This is a genomic window from Flavobacterium anhuiense (assembly GCF_004151235.1).
Classification (GTDB): Bacteria; Bacteroidota; Bacteroidia; order Flavobacteriales; family Flavobacteriaceae; genus Flavobacterium; species Flavobacterium anhuiense_A.
In genome coordinates this window covers 21,141-38,282 of the sequence record NZ_JUIV01000017.1, presented here as the reverse complement: position 1 = coordinate 38,282, position 17,142 = coordinate 21,141, and the positions used below count along the sequence as shown (strand labels likewise).

At 32.6% G+C, this 17,142-nt stretch carries 14 protein-coding genes; 9 read left to right on the top strand and 5 right to left on the bottom strand.

The genetic code is table 11. The annotated features are described in order from the left end of the window. Nucleotides 1–2 precede the first annotated feature (2 nt). Both ric and NU08_RS17490 read left to right on the top strand, forming a co-directional pair. A complete protein-coding gene (ric, locus tag NU08_RS17495) occupies nt 3–734 on the top strand; it encodes an iron-sulfur cluster repair di-iron protein (RefSeq protein WP_129748399.1) in 732 nt (243 codons plus the stop codon). Nucleotides 735–903: 169 nt separating this feature from the next. Beyond that, nucleotides 904–2,127, top strand: coding sequence for a hypothetical protein (locus tag NU08_RS17490; RefSeq protein ID WP_129748398.1), 1,224 nt, complete (start codon nt 904–906; stop codon nt 2,125–2,127). A 40-nt stretch (nt 2,128–2,167) separates the two neighbouring features. Here the strand turns inward: NU08_RS17490 and NU08_RS17485 are convergent, their stop codons facing one another. Genes NU08_RS17485 through nirK form a run of 3 tightly spaced genes read right to left on the bottom strand, consistent with a single transcriptional unit; the run spans nt 2,168 to nt 4,967 of the window. Beyond that, on the bottom strand, nt 2,168–2,764 hold the full coding sequence (locus NU08_RS17485) for an SCO family protein (RefSeq protein ID WP_129748397.1): 597 nt from the start codon (nt 2,762–2,764) through the stop codon (nt 2,168–2,170). A 15-nt stretch (nt 2,765–2,779) separates the two neighbouring features. Then, entirely contained in the window at nt 2,780–3,562 is a 783-nt protein-coding gene (locus NU08_RS17480) for a formylglycine-generating enzyme family protein (RefSeq protein WP_129748396.1), read from the bottom strand. A gap of 16 nt (nt 3,563–3,578) precedes the next feature. Further along, the gene (nirK, locus tag NU08_RS17475; RefSeq protein WP_410501069.1) at nt 3,579–4,967 is read right to left on the bottom strand and encodes a copper-containing nitrite reductase; all 1,389 of its coding nucleotides are present in this window, start codon (nt 4,965–4,967) and stop codon (nt 3,579–3,581) included. A gap of 289 nt (nt 4,968–5,256) precedes the next feature. Between nirK and NU08_RS17470 the strand changes: the two genes are divergently transcribed. Both NU08_RS17470 and NU08_RS17465 read left to right on the top strand, forming a co-directional pair. Continuing rightward, nucleotides 5,257–6,516, top strand: coding sequence for an aminotransferase class I/II-fold pyridoxal phosphate-dependent enzyme (locus tag NU08_RS17470; RefSeq protein ID WP_129748394.1), 1,260 nt, complete (start codon nt 5,257–5,259; stop codon nt 6,514–6,516). Nucleotides 6,517–6,640: 124 nt separating this feature from the next. Further along, the gene (locus NU08_RS17465) at nt 6,641–7,126 is read left to right on the top strand and encodes a hypothetical protein (RefSeq protein ID WP_129748393.1); all 486 of its coding nucleotides are present in this window, start codon (nt 6,641–6,643) and stop codon (nt 7,124–7,126) included. An 81-nt stretch (nt 7,127–7,207) separates the two neighbouring features. Here the strand turns inward: NU08_RS17465 and NU08_RS17460 are convergent, their stop codons facing one another. Both NU08_RS17460 and NU08_RS17455 read right to left on the bottom strand, forming a co-directional pair. Continuing rightward, nucleotides 7,208–8,326 (bottom strand): GTP cyclohydrolase, encoded by a 1,119-nt coding sequence (locus tag NU08_RS17460; RefSeq protein WP_129748392.1) that lies wholly within the window; start codon nt 8,324–8,326, stop codon nt 7,208–7,210. A 44-nt stretch (nt 8,327–8,370) separates the two neighbouring features. Continuing rightward, nucleotides 8,371–9,339, bottom strand: coding sequence for a transporter (locus tag NU08_RS17455; RefSeq protein ID WP_129748391.1), 969 nt, complete (start codon nt 9,337–9,339; stop codon nt 8,371–8,373). A gap of 124 nt (nt 9,340–9,463) precedes the next feature. On the opposite strand from NU08_RS17455, the gene NU08_RS17450 reads away from it, so the two are divergent. The 5 genes from NU08_RS17450 to NU08_RS17430 all read left to right on the top strand — a co-directional run bounded on the left by NU08_RS17450 (nt 9,464) and on the right by NU08_RS17430 (nt 17,083). Then, nucleotides 9,464–9,757, top strand: coding sequence for a DUF4834 family protein (locus tag NU08_RS17450; RefSeq protein WP_129748390.1), 294 nt, complete (start codon nt 9,464–9,466; stop codon nt 9,755–9,757). A 49-nt stretch (nt 9,758–9,806) separates the two neighbouring features. Continuing rightward, complete coding sequence (locus NU08_RS17445) at nt 9,807–12,251, top strand: YfhO family protein (protein ID WP_129748389.1); 2,445 nt, start codon at nt 9,807–9,809, stop codon at nt 12,249–12,251. 292 nt (nt 12,252–12,543) lie between these two features. Further along, complete coding sequence (locus tag NU08_RS17440; RefSeq protein WP_129748388.1) at nt 12,544–13,830, top strand: glycosyltransferase family 4 protein; 1,287 nt, start codon at nt 12,544–12,546, stop codon at nt 13,828–13,830. Between the two features lie 35 nt (nt 13,831–13,865). After that, nucleotides 13,866–15,335 (top strand): polysaccharide biosynthesis C-terminal domain-containing protein, encoded by a 1,470-nt coding sequence (locus NU08_RS17435; RefSeq protein WP_129748387.1) that lies wholly within the window; start codon nt 13,866–13,868, stop codon nt 15,333–15,335. A 95-nt stretch (nt 15,336–15,430) separates the two neighbouring features. Continuing rightward, complete coding sequence (locus NU08_RS17430) at nt 15,431–17,083, top strand: mechanosensitive ion channel family protein (protein ID WP_129748386.1); 1,653 nt, start codon at nt 15,431–15,433, stop codon at nt 17,081–17,083. Nucleotides 17,084–17,142: the final 59 nt, after the last annotated feature.

Here is a 17,142-nt window from a genome sequence, read left to right as displayed (position 1 = left end):
TCATGGAAAATTTGAAAAACAAAACTATAGGATCATTTGTAGCTGAAGATTTTAGAACAGCCGCAGTTTTTTCAAAATATAGAATAGATTTTTGCTGTAAAGGAAATAGAACAGTTACCGAAGTATGCGAAAAACAAAATATTGATGCAGATGCTTTATTAGAGAATGTGCTGCAGGTCGTACAATCAGAAAATAATGGAAGTATTGATTTTAATTCATGGCCTTTAGATTTATTGGCAGACTATATTGAGAAAACACATCACCGCTATGTAGAAGAAAAAACGAATGTTTTGCTTCCGTTTTTAGATAAATTATGCAAAGTTCATGGAGCAAATCATCCTGAATTGTTTAAAATAAACGAATTGTTTATTGGCTGTGCAGGAGAATTATCTCAACACATGAAAAAAGAAGAATTGGTATTGTTTCCTTTTGTAAAACGAATGGTGAAAACGAAAGAATCAGACGGAATTTTACATCAGCCATCATTCGGAACCGTTTCAAACCCAATTGCAATGATGATGCACGAACACGATAATGAAGGCGAACGCTTTAGAGAAATCGCCGCGTTGACAGATAATTATACTCCGCCAGCAGATGCTTGTACGACTTACAGAGTAACTTTTGCCATGCTGAAAGAGTTTGAAGCAGATTTGCACAAACACATTCATTTGGAAAACAATATTTTATTTCCAAAAGCTGTGATTTTAGAAAAAGACTTTGTTGAAGTAGAGTAAAAGGTTAATTTTAATAGTGGAAAAAGCACCGATAGAATATCTAAACATGATAATTATCGGTGTTTTTATTTTAAACCATATAAGTAATATAAGTTCATTTAAAACAGACTTATAATTTCTTATATTACTTATATGGTTTAATAATTTTATAGGTTTTAAAAGTTGCAATATGAATTCTCAAAAAGCTTGGATACTTTGCTGTTTCTTTAATTTTCTGATTGCCTGTGTTTTCGGATTATTAATGCGTTTTATGTATCTTTTTCCTATAGATTTTCTAAACTATAGTTTTCTACTTCATGCGCATTCGCATGTGGCGATGTTGGGCTGGGTTTATTTGATCGTTTATGTTTTGGTCGTTCATTTTTTTATTCCAAAAGAAAAAAGTCAGAAACCAATTTACAACCGTTTATTTTGGCTTACAGAATTTTCAGTAATCGGAATGATGATTGCGTTTCCAATTCAAGGTTATGCTTTGTTTTCAATTATTTTTTCCACTCTGCATATTTTATTAAGTTATGTTTTTTGTCGTTTGGTTTGGAAAGATTGCGCCAAAGGTAAATCGCCGTCACAAAGACTTTTGTTGGTTTCGATTTTGTTTATGGTTTTATCTACCTTCGGAGTTTGGTGTCTTGGACCAGCTGTTAGCACGTTAGGAAAACAAAGTGCTTTTTATCAGATTGCGATTCAGTTTTTTCTTCATTTTCAGTTTAATGGCTGGTTTATATTGGCAATTTTAGCTTTGTTTTTAAAACAATTTCAAAGTAAAATTGATGAGGCAAAATTTAAGAAGTTTTACTTTTTGATAATCATTTCTACACTATTAACGTTAGCTTTTCCTGTACGTTGGTATATGGAAAATCAAATTTTGAGTTATATCAATGTTTTAGGAGTTTTGATTCAATTAGGAGCTTTTATTTATTTTTATAAAATGCTTCAGCCGCAAATCAATCATTTTAGAAATGCTTTAGATAAAACTACAAAAGCTGTTTACGGTTTGGCTTTGTGTTCTTTATTTTTAAAAGTCGGCATTCAATTGCTGACAATTTTTCCTAATCTAGCAGAAGTTTCACATCAAATTCGAAATTTTGTAATCGGATTTATTCATTTAACGACTTTGGGAATCATAACAGGATTTTTGTTTGGAATATTGTTGCAGAATAAAATGCTTTCTGCCAATTCTTCAATATTGAAAATAGGAATGAAGTGTTTTATTTCAGGATATATTTTGACAGAAGTTTTGTTGTTTCTTCAAGGATGGTTTTTCTTATTAGGAGAAGGAAGTATTCCAGGATATTTTCAAAGCATTTTGATTTTTAGCATCCTTTTGGTTTTGGGATTGGTTTTAATAATGACATCACTAGTAAATAAAAAACAAGAGCCGATTTCGCGTTGAACCTGCTCTTGTTTCTTACTAATTAACCTACTTAAAATATCTATATTTTCCTTGCTTCCATATTTATTGTTTCAATTGTTTTATCATTATTTACGCCTAAGCCTTCTTGCTGAAAAACCAATTCTCCTTCTGGATTAAAAACACTAATAATGTTCGAATGCGAAAAATCTATCGGAGAGATTTTTTTATAATTTACCGCTAAAACTGCTGCAAATTCTCTAGTATTTTCTTCTGTTGAACGAAGGAAAATCCAAGGATCTTGATTCATTTTATTTTCAATTGCGAATGATTTTAATCTTTCAGGAGTATCTGTATTTGGATCTATACTAACTAAAATCAATTTGACATGTTGTTTGGTGTTTTTATCTAGTTTCGATTCAATATCACGCATATCAGCAACTAATCTCGGACAAGCCGATTTGCAGCTGGTGTAAATCATTACCATTACGAGAACATTTCCTCTAAGCGATTTTAATTCGATGTCTTTTCCATCTTGCGTTGTCCATTTGGAAGGAAGATTGTAAATTGATAAATCGCTGATTTCTTTTTTTATTTCTGCTTTAACTTCTTTTTTATCTGCTTCTTTACAACTGTAAAATGAGAAGAGAAGAAGAAAAGCAATTGCTGTTTTTTTCATTTCAACTAATTTAAATTAGATTTTCGGTTTTGTAGTACTGGCGCATCTAAATCCAAGATTTCGTGTTGAATATTGCGCTTTCAGGCTTCCACGAAATGCGTAACGCATAAAAGCGGCATAATCCATTAAATCGGATGCGTTTACAGATCCGCTTCCGCAGAAGAGATTTTTGTCGGTGCTTTTGTCTTTTCTGGATTCTCCCGATAAAAAGATGCTATTAAAATCAGAAGTCCATTCCCAAACCAAACCGTGCATGTCGTAAACGCCCCAATAATTTTTGAAGGTTTTTCCAATTTCATTTTCATACGTTCTCGATTTCTCATACCAAGACAAAATATATTCGTTGAATTCTTTTTTGGTTCTTGCGTCAACTCTTTTAGTGTCAGCCATTGCTACATATTCCCATTCATCCATAGTAGCTAAACGTTTTCCTTCGCATTCGCAGTATTTTTTTGCGGCAAACCAAGAAACATTTGTCACAGGAGAATTTGGTTTTGCATTTCCAAAATCAAAATCGTTTTTCCAATAAGAGAGATAGCTTTTATCGGCGAAAAGTCCTTTAATTTTTGATTTTTGGTAAGAAGGATTCTTTTTGACGAAATCTAAAAATTCACGATTTGTGACAGGGTAAATGTCTATATAAAACGATTTTACTTCGACAGGTTTTTTAGAAACGGCTCCATAAAGAGGGACGAAAGATCCCTCTTTAATGAAAGCCATTCCCGTTTCCTGTGCTTTCATGACACTGGTAAACACAGAGAAAAAGACAATTAAAAGAATGAAAATGTATTTTTTCATGCCATTGGTTTTGCTGTTATCTTAGCGCTTTTACCATTTCTGGCGTAATTTCTGTTTTGTTATTGCCCCAGCTGCTGTAAATGTAAGTCAGCACATTTGCTATTTCATCATCAGATAAATTCTGAGCAGGCATTACGTTGTTGTATTTTTTACCGTTTACTGTTACTTCTCCAGTTAAACCATGAAGTATTGTTTTAATAGCACGTTTAGAATCGGCATTGAGATAATCTGATTTTGCCAAAGGAGGAAAAGTGTTTGGAATTCCTTGTCCTTCAGATTGGTGGCAAGCGAAACAAGTTGTTCCGAAGATTTCTTTACCAATTTTAACTTTTTCGGCAATAGTTCGTTTTGGAGTTTCAGTTTTCACAGTTGAGGTTCCTGGCATTTTCTGAATTGTTCCTCCTTCAGGTAAATAAATGCCTTCTTGAATTGTTCCAGAATAAATGTTTTTGTTTTCTTTTCCTTCTACTTTTAGCATTCCCAATGCACCTTTATTAAAAGCTCTGAAAATAGAGTGATCAACTAAAATGAAAGTTCCGGGAGTTTCAACTTTAAAATCTACAATCGCAGCGCCACCAGCTGGAATTAAAGTCGTTTGAACATTTTTGTTTACTGCACTTCCGCCTTCAACATGAACATTATCAAATATTTCTCCAATAACGTGAAAAGAAGAAACTAAGTTTGGTCCACCGTTTCCAACAAATAAACGAACTGTTTCGCCTACTTTTGCGGTCAATTCATTTCCGTTTGTTAACGAACCCACTTTTCCATTAAATACAACATAATCAGGTGTTTCTTTTACCGCTTTATTCATGTCAAACGGCTGAAGGCCTTTTGCTCCATATTCACCTTGAGTGTAAAAATCACCTTGCATTACGTAGTATTCTTTATCAACAGGAGGAAGTCCGCCTTCAGGTTCAACCAGAATCAATCCGTACATACCATTTGCAATATGCATACCCACGGGAGCTGTTGCACAGTGATATACATACAATCCAGGATTTACAACTTTAAAACTGAAAACTTTTTCATGTCCAGGAGCTACAAGAGATGAAGTTGCTCCACCACCTGGACCAGTTACGGCATGTAAATCAATATTATGCGGTAATTTGTTGTCAGGATGGTTTTTTAGATGAAATTCAACTTCATCGCCAACTCGCGTTCTAATAAAACTTCCCGGAACAGAACCTCCAAATGTCCAATAAGTATATTTTACACCATCAGTCATTGTACCTTCTTGTTCCTTAATTTCCATGTTTAATTTAAGTTTCATAGCTGTTCTGCCGCCAACAGGTTTTGGTACATGAGGAGGAGAAGTAAGCTCGGCTTCCATTTCGCCCTCAGTCATAATATCTGCGTAATTTTTAGCTTCATCTTTTTTGCAACTGCCTAAAAGAAGAATCATAAAAAATGAACATATCAGCACGTTCATTTTAATCCAAATTTTGTTATTTCTTTCCATAATTACTTGGTTTTGTTTTCGTTTAAATATGGATCAAAATTAAAGGACTATTTTGTCTTTTATTATGATAAAAATCATGTTTGCTGCTAATTCTGAATAATTGTTTAAGGTAAAACTTACAGAATAAAATCAGATGATTATTTTTAAATAAAAATAATTGAGGCTCTTCATTTTAAATTAATAATGATTATTTTTGCTCGCTGATTAAGTAAAAAAAATTACTACATATATTATGGTAAAAGATTTATTCGAAAGAATTCAGGACAATAAAGGACCTTTAGGAAAGTGGGCTTCTCAAGCAGAAGGTTATTATGTTTTCCCAAAGTTAGAAGGAGAGTTGGGTCCTAGAATGCAATTTCACGGAAAAAATATTTTAAACTGGAGTTTAAATGATTATTTAGGTTTAGCAAATCATCCAGAAGTTCGTAAAGCAGATACAGATGCAGCAATTCAGTTTGGTGCAGCATATCCAATGGGAGCTCGTATGATGTCTGGACACACAACGTATCACGAACAATTAGAAAATGAATTGGCTGATTTCGTAATGAAAGAATCTGCTTATTTATTGAATTTTGGTTACCAAGGAATGGTTTCTATCATTGATGCTTTGGTTACTAAAAATGACATTATTGTTTATGATGTTGATTCACATGCTTGTATCATTGATGGTGTTCGTTTGCACATGGGTAAACGTTTCACATACAAACACAATGATTTGGAAAGTATGGAGAAAAACTTGCAACGTGCTACTAAAATGGCTGAAGAAACGGGTGGAGGTATTTTATTTATTACTGAAGGTGTTTTTGGAATGCGTGGACAGCAAGGAAAATTAAAAGAAATTGCTGAATTAAAGAAAAAATACAATTTTAGATTATTAGTAGATGATGCTCACGGTTTTGGTACTTTAGGTAAAACTGGTGCTGGAGCAGGTGAAGAGCAGGGAGTTCAAGATCAGATTGATGTTTACTTCTCTACTTTTGCAAAATCCATGGCTAATATTGGAGCTTTCGTAGCGGCTGATAAAACGGTTATCGATTATTTGAAATACAACTTACGTTCTCAAATGTTTGCGAAAGCATTGCCAATGATTCAAACAATTGGTTCTTTGAAACGTTTAGAATTATTGCGTAAATCTTCTGCAATTAAAGATAAACTTTGGGAAAACGTAAATGCATTGCAAAACGGTCTTAAAGAAAAAGGATTTAATATTGGAGATACAAATACTTGTATCACACCAGTTTACTTAGAAGGAAGTATCCCTGAAGCGATGGTAATGGTGAACGATTTAAGAGAAAATTACGGCATTTTCCTTTCTATTGTTGTTTATCCAGTTATTCCAAAAGGAATTATCTTATTAAGAATGATTCCAACGGCTTCTCATACATTAGAAGATATCAACGAAACGTTAACAGCTTTTGAAGCAATCCGCGAGAAACTGACTAATGGAATTTATAAAGAAATTGCTGAACGTACTACAGTTGACGTTTCGTAAGGACTTGAAAAAATAAACTTTCCCACATGGGAATTATGTAAAAAATCCATTCTTTTTAAGAATGGATTTTTTTTTATTTGAGGTAATTTTATTTCATAATCAACAAAATAAAAAAAAGACAAGTATGAAAAAAGTTATTACCATAACAGCTATCATTCTAATAGTTTTCACTTCCTGTAAAAAAGAAACTACTACAACTGAGCCAGTGCAAATTACGCCAAATCCGCCAAAAGAGGCAGAAATTGTTGAGCCAGCTGGAGATCAATGTTATGTTTGGAGATCTAATGGAAGTGTTATCGAAATGAGTTTTAATGTTAATTCTCATCAAGAAGTAAACGGAAAACTAAGCTATAATTTGGTTGGAAAAGATAAAAATGAAGGAACCTTAATAGGAAACATGAAAGGCGATACTTTAATTGCTGATTATACGTTTAACTCTGAAGGCGTTTCATCTGTTAGGGAAGTTGCTTTTCTGCAAAAAGACGGAACTTTTATTGAAGGATATGGCGATGTTGTAGATGCAAATAATAAAGTTTCTTTTAAAGATAAAAGAAAACTGAAATTTGATGCAAAAAATACTTTAACAAAAGTAGATTGTAAAGTAGAGTAATGATGTGCTTTATAAAGTGAAAAATCCATTCGTTTGGGGGCGAATGGATTTTTTTATGGTGATAACTGTATCGAAAAATACTTAAAGATTCTTCAAATAAGTTTTTCTCTGACAGTGAATAATGGGATCAAAATTTTTCCAAAGTAAATGAATAGCATTATTTTCTAATAATTCTGGAGTTCTAATGCAAGTTTGAATTCCTTTGGCAGAAAACGTTTTGTAATATTCGTCAAAAATAATAGCGGTTACACCTTTATTCTGATATTCAGGATGAACTCCGATGAGGTAAAAAACAACATCTTTACTGTGTTTTTTAGCCTTTAATAATTGCAGAAAACCAAATGGAAATAATTTACCTCTTATTTTTTGCAAAGCTTCCACAAAACTTGGCATTACAATACTAAAAGCTACCAGATTATCATCTTTATCAACCACAAATTTGATGTATTCTGGATTAATGAAGCTGATGTATTTCTTTTTAAAATATTCTTTTTGCACATCAGAAATGGCTACAAACGAAGCTAGTTTTTCATAAGATTCATTAAACAAATCGAACATTTTGTCTACGTGAGGCATAATGTCTTTTGTTTTGGTAAAATTAAGTGCTTTTAGTCCGTAACGTTTCTTGATTAACTCTTGTGCTTTCTGGAAGAATTCTGGTTTAACATTAGAAAAAGGAAATATACTTTCAATATATTGTTTTTCAACTTGGAAGCCCAACTCTTCAAAATGTCTAACATAATATTCATGATTGTACCAAGTAATCATGGTTCCAACCTGATCAAAACCTTCAGTAAGAACTCCAACTTTATCTAAGTTTGAGAATCCCATTGGTCCTTCAGCATGCTCTAAGTTGTGTTTTCTTCCTAATTCATACACTTTTTCAAGCAGTGCTTTCGTAACTTCAATATCATCAATTACATCAAACCAACCGAAACGCACTTTTCTTTTATGCTGATTGTTGACTTCAGACCAATTGATAATAGCAGTTATGCGGCCAACAATTTTATTGTCTCTGTATGCTAAATAAAAGTAAGCTTCGGCATTATCAAACGCAGGATTTTTTGTTTTGTCAAAAGATTCCAATTCATCTGAAATAATTGGTGGTACCCAATATGGATTGTCTTTATACAATGAAAAAGGAAATTTGATATATTCGGTTAATTCTTTCTTGCTTTTGGCTTCTTTAATTGTAATCATTAGATGGTATTAAGAGTCCTTAAAAAGGATCTAGTTATTTATGTTTATTCGTATTTTGCTTTACGTTTTCTTTCTCTTTCCTGATAATCTATTGGTTTCTCATTGTCTGGATTCTTTTTTGCTCTTGCTGCAGCTTTGTCTTCTATTTGTTTTTCTTTGTACCATCCATCATAACGCCATGATACTCCAACTCCTCCATATAAAATAGAAGGCGTATTCTTAAAGTTAGTGCTTATAGAAGCATCAACCTGCAAGTTAGAAGAAAGGAGGTAAGCGGCACCTGTACGAAGAATTGAATCGCTGTAAAAGTCGCTCTTATATCCTTGATTTTCAAGAAAACCTGACCAACGGTCATTAAATCCGTGCGTCAAAGTTAATATATATCCGTAACTTGGATAGTCTGTACCGATATAATCTGCAATAATATTTGTGACAAAAACCCAAGATCCGCCTCCAAGAAGGTTTTGGGTAATAATCGAAACCTTAGGAGAAATGGCTCCATCTGCAGAAAAATAATAAGGATTGTCAGCACCAACAAAATTAGCTCCAGCAAAAACCGAAACTGCAGGAATCAGCTCTCGCCATTGAAAATTTCGATTGGCTTTGTAACTGTAAATGTTTACTTCTCTTTTGTAATTTTTATACGGATCGTAAATAAGATATTTAGCTCCTAAAACTGTTTGTCTAAAATTGTTCTTTTTGTAGCTAGTGTACGGAGTATCAAAATTTTCTGCTTGATATTGTAAATCAGCAATAAATTCTAATTGTTCTAGAAAAGCACCAAATCTAATAGTTAAATCTGTGCCAAATCCGCTGGCATCATAATCTAATAAGTCGTGTTTTTCTTTAATGCCATAAACGCCAAATTCGGCTTGAATTACAGATTTTCCGACAGCGTAGGCTGACATCGTTTCGCCAGGGCGGTTGGAATTAATAACGTCGGTATATTGCGCAAAAAATAGTTGTGGAATAAAAAAAAGTACCGGGGCAAGTAAGTTTTTAATTTGGAACATATAATTTTTTTTGGATTAAAAAATAATAACGCATTTCAAATGTACATATTTTATTATTTATTTAAGATTCATATTTTATTTTTAAACAACGGATTTATTAATTTTGGAAAAAAATTATAGAGTTATGCAAGAAGCATCATTTTCAGGTTTAAGATTCATTATTGGGCTAATCGCCTTTTATTATATCATGAAATTTTTGGCTAGAATCTTTTTGCCAGTCTTGGTTAAAAAAGCAGTAGAAAACGCCAGCGAAAATTTTCAGAGACAGCAGCAGCAATATCAACAATACAATCAAAGTAATACTTGGCAGAACACCAATACTAATAAAGATGAAATAATTATTAATACTGCCAATGCTAAAAACCCGCGCGAAACCAAAAAAGTGGGGGAGTATGTTGATTACGAAGAAATAGATTAGATTTGTGTCCTGAAAATTTAGGATTCATTTTAACCCAAACCAGCCAAAATTGAAAATAGTAAATAAGTTCTATCCGCATGCCCTAGTTATTCTGGGCTTTATTCTTGTTTCATTAATTTATTTTTATCCAGTTCTTCAAGGAAAACAGATTTTTCAGTCTGATATTGCTCAATACACCGGAATGGCAAAAGAGCAAAATGACTTTAGAGCTATGGAAAATGCTGAGCCTTATTGGACAAACTCTGCTTTTGGAGGTATGCCAACGTATCAGCTTGGAGCAAATTATCCGAATGATTTTATTGGTAAAGTGGATGACGTTTTGCGTTTTCTTCCGCGTCCTGCAGATTACTTATTCTTATATTTTCTTGGTTTCTACGGTTTATTATTGGTTTTAAAAACAGATCCATTGAAAGCCTTTATTGGCTCAATTGCGTTTGGTTTTTCAACCTATATGATCATTATTTTAGGTGTTGGACATAATGCAAAAGCACACGCCATTGCTTATATGCCTTTGGTAATTGCTGGATTTATACTCGTCTTTCAGAAGAAATATATTAAGGGAGGTCTGCTCACCATGTTTGCGGTGGCATTAGAAATTAGTGCCAATCACTTCCAGATGACCTATTATTTATTGATTTTCTTATTGATACTTTCAGGCTACTATGCTTTTAATTATATCAAAGAAAAAGATTTTAAAGGACTTCTAATTTCTTGTGGAGTTTTATTGGTTGCTGGAATTTTTGCATTGGGAGCGAATGCTGGTAATTTAATGGCAACAAATGAATATGCTAAATATAGTATTAGAGATAAAAGCGAGTTGACTTTTAATCCGGATGGATCTAAAAATGAAACCACTGCATCTATGACTACAGACTATATTACAGAATATAGTTATGGTATTGCAGAGAGTTTAAATTTAATTGCTCCTAGAATTTTTGGAGGTTCGAGCCATGAAAATGTGGGTACAGACAGCCGTATGTATGCATTTATGGTTGAACAGGGAGTTCCAGCTTCTCAAGCTCAAGATTTTGTTTCGGGAATGCCTACTTATTGGGGAGATCAGCCAATAGTTTCTGCGCCTGCTTATATTGGAGCTGTAGTTTTCTTTTTGGCAGTTTTAGCTTTATTTATAGACGACAGAAAAATCAAATATGTTTTTCTTACTGGAGCGCTTTTCACTTTAGTGCTTTCTTGGGGAAAAAACTTCTCATTATTGACAAACTTTTTTATTGAATATGTTCCGCTTTACGATAAGTTTAGAGCTGTATCTTCAATTCAGGTTATTCTAGAATTATGTTTTCCTGTTTTAGCTGTTATGGGATTGCAATCATTTTTTAAAGCTAAAGATGAGCCAAAATTACAGCAGAAAACATTAGTGCAAACAGGAGTTTTTGGTTTAGGAATACTTGTTATTTTACTAATTGCGAAAAGCTTCTTCCATTTTACAGGAACAAGCGATCAATATTTCTTAGAAAGCTACGGGCCAGGTTTTGTAGATGCTTTAAAAGAAGACAGAATTACCATGTATTATGCTGATATATTACGATCAGGATTCTTAATTGTAATTACTTTTGTTGTGCTATGGATGTTTATCAAAAACAAATTTTCTCAAACTACAACTTTAATTGTAATTGGAATCGTAATGATTTTTGATTTGTTTTTTGTGGATAAAAAATATGTTTCTGCTAAAGATTTTGTCAGTCCAGTTCAGATTGCGGCACCTTTCCAAGAAACACAGGCAGATGCTCAGATTTTAAAAGATACTTCGATTTACCGTGTATTTGATCTTCAAGGACAATTGCAAGGAAGGTCTTCTTATTTCCATAAAACAATTGGAGGATACAGTGCGGTAAGACCAAGAAGAATGCAACAATTATACGATTATCAAATTGCTAAGAATAATCTTGAAGTGCTTAATATGTTGAATGTTAAGTATGTTATTCAAGTGGATAAAGACGGAAATCAAATTCCTGCAGTCAATCCTGACGCTAATGGAAATGCTTGGTTTGTAGAATCTGTAAAACTGGTAAACAAACCAGACGATGTAATGAAAGCTTTGAACACTTTGGATACTAAAAAAGTAGCGGTTTTCAATGTTCACGAACATGAAAGCAAGTTCCAAAATGCAAGATTGAAGAAAGCATTTGATACAACAGGTACAATTAAGGTGGTTACGTATAAGCCAAATTATATCAAATACAAGTCAGAAAATAAAGGAGATGGTTTAGCTGTTTTTTCTGAAATGTATTACAAAAATGGTTGGAACGCTTATATTGACGGTAAACTAACAGATCATTTCCCAGTTGATTATGTCTTAAGAGCCATGGAAATTCCTGCTGGAAAACACACTATTGAATTTAAATTTGAACCTCAGATTATTAAAACTGGAGGGACAATTACTTTAATAAGTTCAATTGGAATGTTGTTGCTTTTAGGGGCAGGAATTTATTTTGAAAGCAGAAAAAATAATTCAAAAAGTGAACTGAAAGATTAAATTCTTAAATAAAATTCTCAAAAATTATTACAATAGTTTTCTTGGCTATTTTTGATTTATTCGTTTTCATTTTTTGTGGTACTTTCATGATGGGCTATGATGATTCTTATTCTGAGACTCAAGGAGATTATTTTAGTTTTTCAAGCATGAAAATGGAACACAAAATTGTTTGGGGATTTTATAATTTTTGGATTGTTCTAAATGCTGTGTTTTTACTTTATATTATGTATAAAATATATAGGAAATTAGCATTAAAATAAAATTTACCTTTGCACTTTTAAACTCATTTTCCTTGGAACAAAAAAAACTTTTAATAATTACCTATTACTTTCCGCCTGCGGGTGGGCCAGGGGTACAACGTTGGCTGAAATTTGTAAAATATCTTCCTGAATTTGATGTTCAGCCAATAGTTTACGTTCCGGAAAATCCGACTTATCCAATTGTAGATGAAGGTTTGGTAAGCGAAATATCAGATAAAGTAATTGTTTTAAAGAATAAAATTTGGGAGCCTTATCAATTGGCTTCTGTTTTTTCGAAAAATAAAACCAAGAAAATCAGTTCTGGAATTTTTCCGCAAAAGAAAAAACAAACCTTTTTGGATAAGACATTCCTTTGGGTGCGTGGAAATCTTTTTATTCCAGACGCTCGTGTATTTTGGGTAAAACCATCCGTTTCTTATTTAGAAAAATACATTCAAGACAATAATATCGATACAATTGTAACTTCTGGACCGCCGCACAGTTTGCATTTAATTGGTTTAGAACTACAGCAGAAATTAAAAGTAAAATGGTTTGCCGATTTCCGTGATCCTTGGACAACGATCGGATATCATAAAGCACTCCGTTTGTCTTCTTACGCAGAAAAAAAACATAAAAATTTAGAGCATAAAGTTCTTAATTCAGCAGACGAAATCATTGTAACCAGCAAAACCACTAAAACTGAATTTGAGGCGATTACCAATAAGCCAATTACAGTAATTACAAATGGTTATGATGTTGAAACTGTCGAAAAACAGACTTTAGATACTAAATTTACTTTAGCTCATATTGGTTCTTTTTTATCTGATAGAAATCCGCCGTTTTTATGGGAAGTTTTGGTTGAATTGCTGCAAGAAGTTCCAGAATTTAAAACCCATTTAGAAATAAAATTAATTGGAGCTGTAAGTCAAGAAGTTCTAGATGCTATTCAAGAACATCAATTAAATGACTATTTAAATTTAGTGGGTTACGTTTCTCATAAAGAAGCTGTAGCGCACCAAAGAAAATCTCAAGTATTGCTTTTAATAGAGATTAATTCTGAAGATACGAAAAGCATTATTCCAGGGAAATTATTCGAATATATGGTCTCAAACCGTCCGATAATTGCCATTGGACCTCAAGGTTCTGACTTTGCCGATATTGTTACACAGACCAATACAGGAGTATTTTTTGATTATTCTGAAAAAGCGAAATTAAAAAGTGTAATTTTGGACTTTTTTAATCAGTTTTTGGAAGGGAAATTGCAGTCGCATGGGATTGGTTTACAGCAATATTCAAGAAAAAATCTAACCAAACAATTAGCACAGCTGATTAAAGGATAATCATTTAAAAATCACATACAATCTAAACTCAAAAAATGGGTATTGTCTTAAATCAGTCTTTTAAAAACACTATAATTACATACATTGGTTTTGGTATCGGAGCCATTAATACATTATATCTTTATCCCGTTTTTCTTGGGGCAACTTATTACGCATTAACCAATTACATTACTTCTGCTGCAAATGTAATTATGCCTCTGTTTGCAATCGGAATGCAAAATACGCTCGTAAAATTTTATTCGCAGTACAAAACAGAGGAAGAAAGAGAGCAGTTTTTGTCCTTTACAGCGCTGTTTCCAATTTTAATGTGTATTCCGTTAGGACTTATCGGAATCTTCTTCTATGACGATATAACCGATTTTGTTTCCAAAGAAAACCCAGTTGTTCGTGAATTTATGCTTCTTATTCCGTTTATCGGAATCTGTATGGCTTATTTTGAAATTTTTTACGCATGGGCGCGAGTGCATATGCATTCCGTTTTCGGAAATTTTATCAAAGAAGTTGGTTTAAGACTGCTTTCTACATTTGCTTTAATTGGACTGTATTTCAATTGGATTTCACTTGTTGGATTTGTGTACATAACAGCAGGAATCTATTTTTTTGCATTTCTGATTACGATGTTTTATGCATTCTATATCAAAAAGCCAAATTTTCAGATTACAATACCTGAGAATGTAAAAGCAGTAATGGAATATACTTTTTATATTATTCTTTCAGGAAGTGTTGCCAATTTGCTTCTGGATGGCGATAAACTAATGCTGAATCAGTACATGAAGATTGAGAATATTGCTTATTATTCTGTGGCGACTTATATTGCTTTGGTTATTTCGGTTCCAAGCCGTGCCATGCATCAAATCGTGTATCCAATTACCGCCAAATTAATGCACGAAAATAAACATGATGAATTGAATCAGCTGTACAAGAAAACGTCTATTAACTTGCAGATTGTAGGCGGATTTGTAATGTTGTGTATTTTTGTGAATATTAGACAATTATATGAGTTAGTTCCAAAGGAATACAGTGGCGGAATTGCGGTTGTATTTATGATTGGGCTTTCTAAATATTTTGACTTGATTTTAGGAAATAACAATGCCATTATTTTTAATACCAAATATTACCGAATGGTATTATATTTAGGATTGATGCTGGTGGTTTTAACTGTGATTTTAAACATGCTGTTTATTCCTGATTTTGGAATTATGGGTTCAGCATTTGCAACACTTTTGTCTATTACGTTATACAGTTTGGCAAAATTACTTTTTGTAGTTAAGAAGCTCGATTTGTATCCTTTTACCAAACAGACGATCCATTCAATGCTTCTAACATTTGCATTGTTTTTACTGTTTTATTTCTGGGAATTTCCATTTTTTCAATTAATCAGCATTGCTCTGAAATCGATATTAGTAACTATTGTATATCTGTATCTGAATTATAAGTTCAAGATATCTCCAGATATTAATAATGTTATAGATTCTATTTTTAAAAAGATAGGGATTAAAATTTAATTCTGAGTCGTAGGAAAAATGTAAATAATTTAAAATCGTAGCTTTTTTGTTTTTATATTTGCTAGAAAGGATAACTAATTTATTTCTAATTGAATATGAGGATAAAAGTACTTAGGTTATTAGCTTTATTTTTTGTTTTATTTGCTTTTTCAGTAAACGCCCAGACTAAGAATCTGAAGACTTCTGATAAAGAACAGAAAAATGTAGAAATAAAAGGTTATCCAGTAGCTCCTTTTAAAGACACACTTTTTTTAGTTTACCACAATGTGGGGTCTTTTTCTGCAAAAGAACGAGCAGAATACATTGCCAATAAAATTAAAAGGCTTTATAATGAATCTTTTTTTGAAAAAGATTCTATTAAAATTGTGCCTTCAGATGTTTCAATGGATATTGTTTACCAAAACGATTTTGTTATCATGTCTGTTTTGGATGCTGATGCAAAGGCGGAAAATAGTTCTGTAAGCGCAATTGCTAATCGTAATTTATCTAAAATTAAAAGCGCGATACTATATCAGAATGAAAATTACTCGCAATTGCCAAAACGAATTGGTTATACCGCTTTATTAGTTGTTATAATCGGTTTTGTTTTATTTTTAGTCGGTAAGATTTTCAATCTCATTAAAAATTACATTGTCAAGAATAAAGCGAGATACTTTAAAGGATTTAATTACAATACGATTAAAATATTATCTCCAGAAAAACAATTGGTTTTGTTTCTTCGCTTTTTTGGTTTCATAAAAATAATAACGCTGGTTTTAATAGTTTACTTATCGCTTCCAGTTTTATTCAGCATCTTTCCGGCTACTAAAGATTACACTACAATGTTGCTTAGATGGATTTTAACGCCAGCTAAATCTGCTTTAATGGGATTTGTTGGGTTTTTGCCGAGCTTGTTTACTATCATTGTAATTGTTATCATTTTTAAATATTCACTCAAAGTAATTAAGTTTTTCTTTGATGAAATAAAATCAGAAAATATAAAAATTGACGGATTCTACAGCGATTGGGCGCTGCCAACATTCAATGTAATAAGATTATTGATGTACGCCTTCATGCTAGTGGTTATTTTTCCATATCTGCCTGGTTCGGATTCACCTATTTTTAAAGGAGTTTCAGTGTTTGTCGGGGTTCTGTTTTCATTGGGATCTTCCAATGCTATTGCTAATATGGTTGCTGGATTGGTCATTACGTATATGCGTCCGTTTAAAATTGGCGATTATATAAAAATTGGAGATGTTAGCGGTGAAGTCATCGAAAAAACAGGTTTGGTAACTAGAATTAGAACTCCGAAGTTCGAAGACATTACGATTCCAAATGCGACAGTATTATCAAGTACTTCTACCAATTATTCTGCAAATACAAAACATTCTACAAGCGGATTATTAATTCATACTACGGTGACAATTGGATATGATGTTCCTTGGAAAGATATTCACGCAGCTTTGATTGATGCAGCTTTAAAAACAGATATGACAGAAAAAGAGCCTAAACCATTTGTGCTTCAAACCAGTTTAGACGATTTTTATGTTTCGTATCAAATCAATGTTTATACAAAAGAACCGACAAAACAGCCACGAATTTATTCCTCGCTGCATCAGAATATTCAAGATTCTTTTAATGTTGCTGGTATCGAGATCATGTCGCCTCATTACAGCGCTTTACGAGATGGAAACACCACAACGATTCCGCCAAATTACTTAAAAGAAGATTATGAATCTCCTGTTTTTAATATTAAGAACAAAGGTTAAATAATTGATAACGAGTGATTAAATTTAAAACTTTAACACTTGAATACTTTGTAATTAAT

Excerpts from the sequence above, each read along its gene's own strand:
- NU08_RS17480 (WP_129748396.1), bottom strand. The coding sequence starts at position 3,562 with ATGAAAAAATACATTTTCATTCTTTTAATTGTCTTTTTCTCTGTGTTT.
- NU08_RS17435 (WP_129748387.1), top strand. The coding sequence starts at position 13,866 with ATGGGTATTGTCTTAAATCAGTCTTTTAAAAACACTATAATTACATAC.
- NU08_RS17450 (WP_129748390.1), top strand. The coding sequence starts at position 9,464 with ATGCAAGAAGCATCATTTTCAGGTTTAAGATTCATTATTGGGCTAATC.
- NU08_RS17430 (WP_129748386.1), top strand. The coding sequence starts at position 15,431 with ATGAGGATAAAAGTACTTAGGTTATTAGCTTTATTTTTTGTTTTATTT.
- NU08_RS17490 (WP_129748398.1), top strand. The coding sequence starts at position 904 with ATGAATTCTCAAAAAGCTTGGATACTTTGCTGTTTCTTTAATTTTCTG.
- ric (WP_129748399.1), top strand. The coding sequence starts at position 3 with ATGGAAAATTTGAAAAACAAAACTATAGGATCATTTGTAGCTGAAGAT.
- NU08_RS17460 (WP_129748392.1), bottom strand. The coding sequence starts at position 8,326 with ATGATTACAATTAAAGAAGCCAAAAGCAAGAAAGAATTAACCGAATAT.
- NU08_RS17465 (WP_129748393.1), top strand. The coding sequence starts at position 6,641 with ATGAAAAAAGTTATTACCATAACAGCTATCATTCTAATAGTTTTCACT.
- NU08_RS17455 (WP_129748391.1), bottom strand. The coding sequence starts at position 9,339 with ATGTTCCAAATTAAAAACTTACTTGCCCCGGTACTTTTTTTTATTCCA.
- NU08_RS17485 (WP_129748397.1), bottom strand. The coding sequence starts at position 2,764 with ATGAAAAAAACAGCAATTGCTTTTCTTCTTCTCTTCTCATTTTACAGT.
- nirK (WP_410501069.1), bottom strand. The coding sequence starts at position 4,967 with ATGATTCTTCTTTTAGGCAGTTGCAAAAAAGATGAAGCTAAAAATTAC.
- NU08_RS17470 (WP_129748394.1), top strand. The coding sequence starts at position 5,257 with ATGGTAAAAGATTTATTCGAAAGAATTCAGGACAATAAAGGACCTTTA.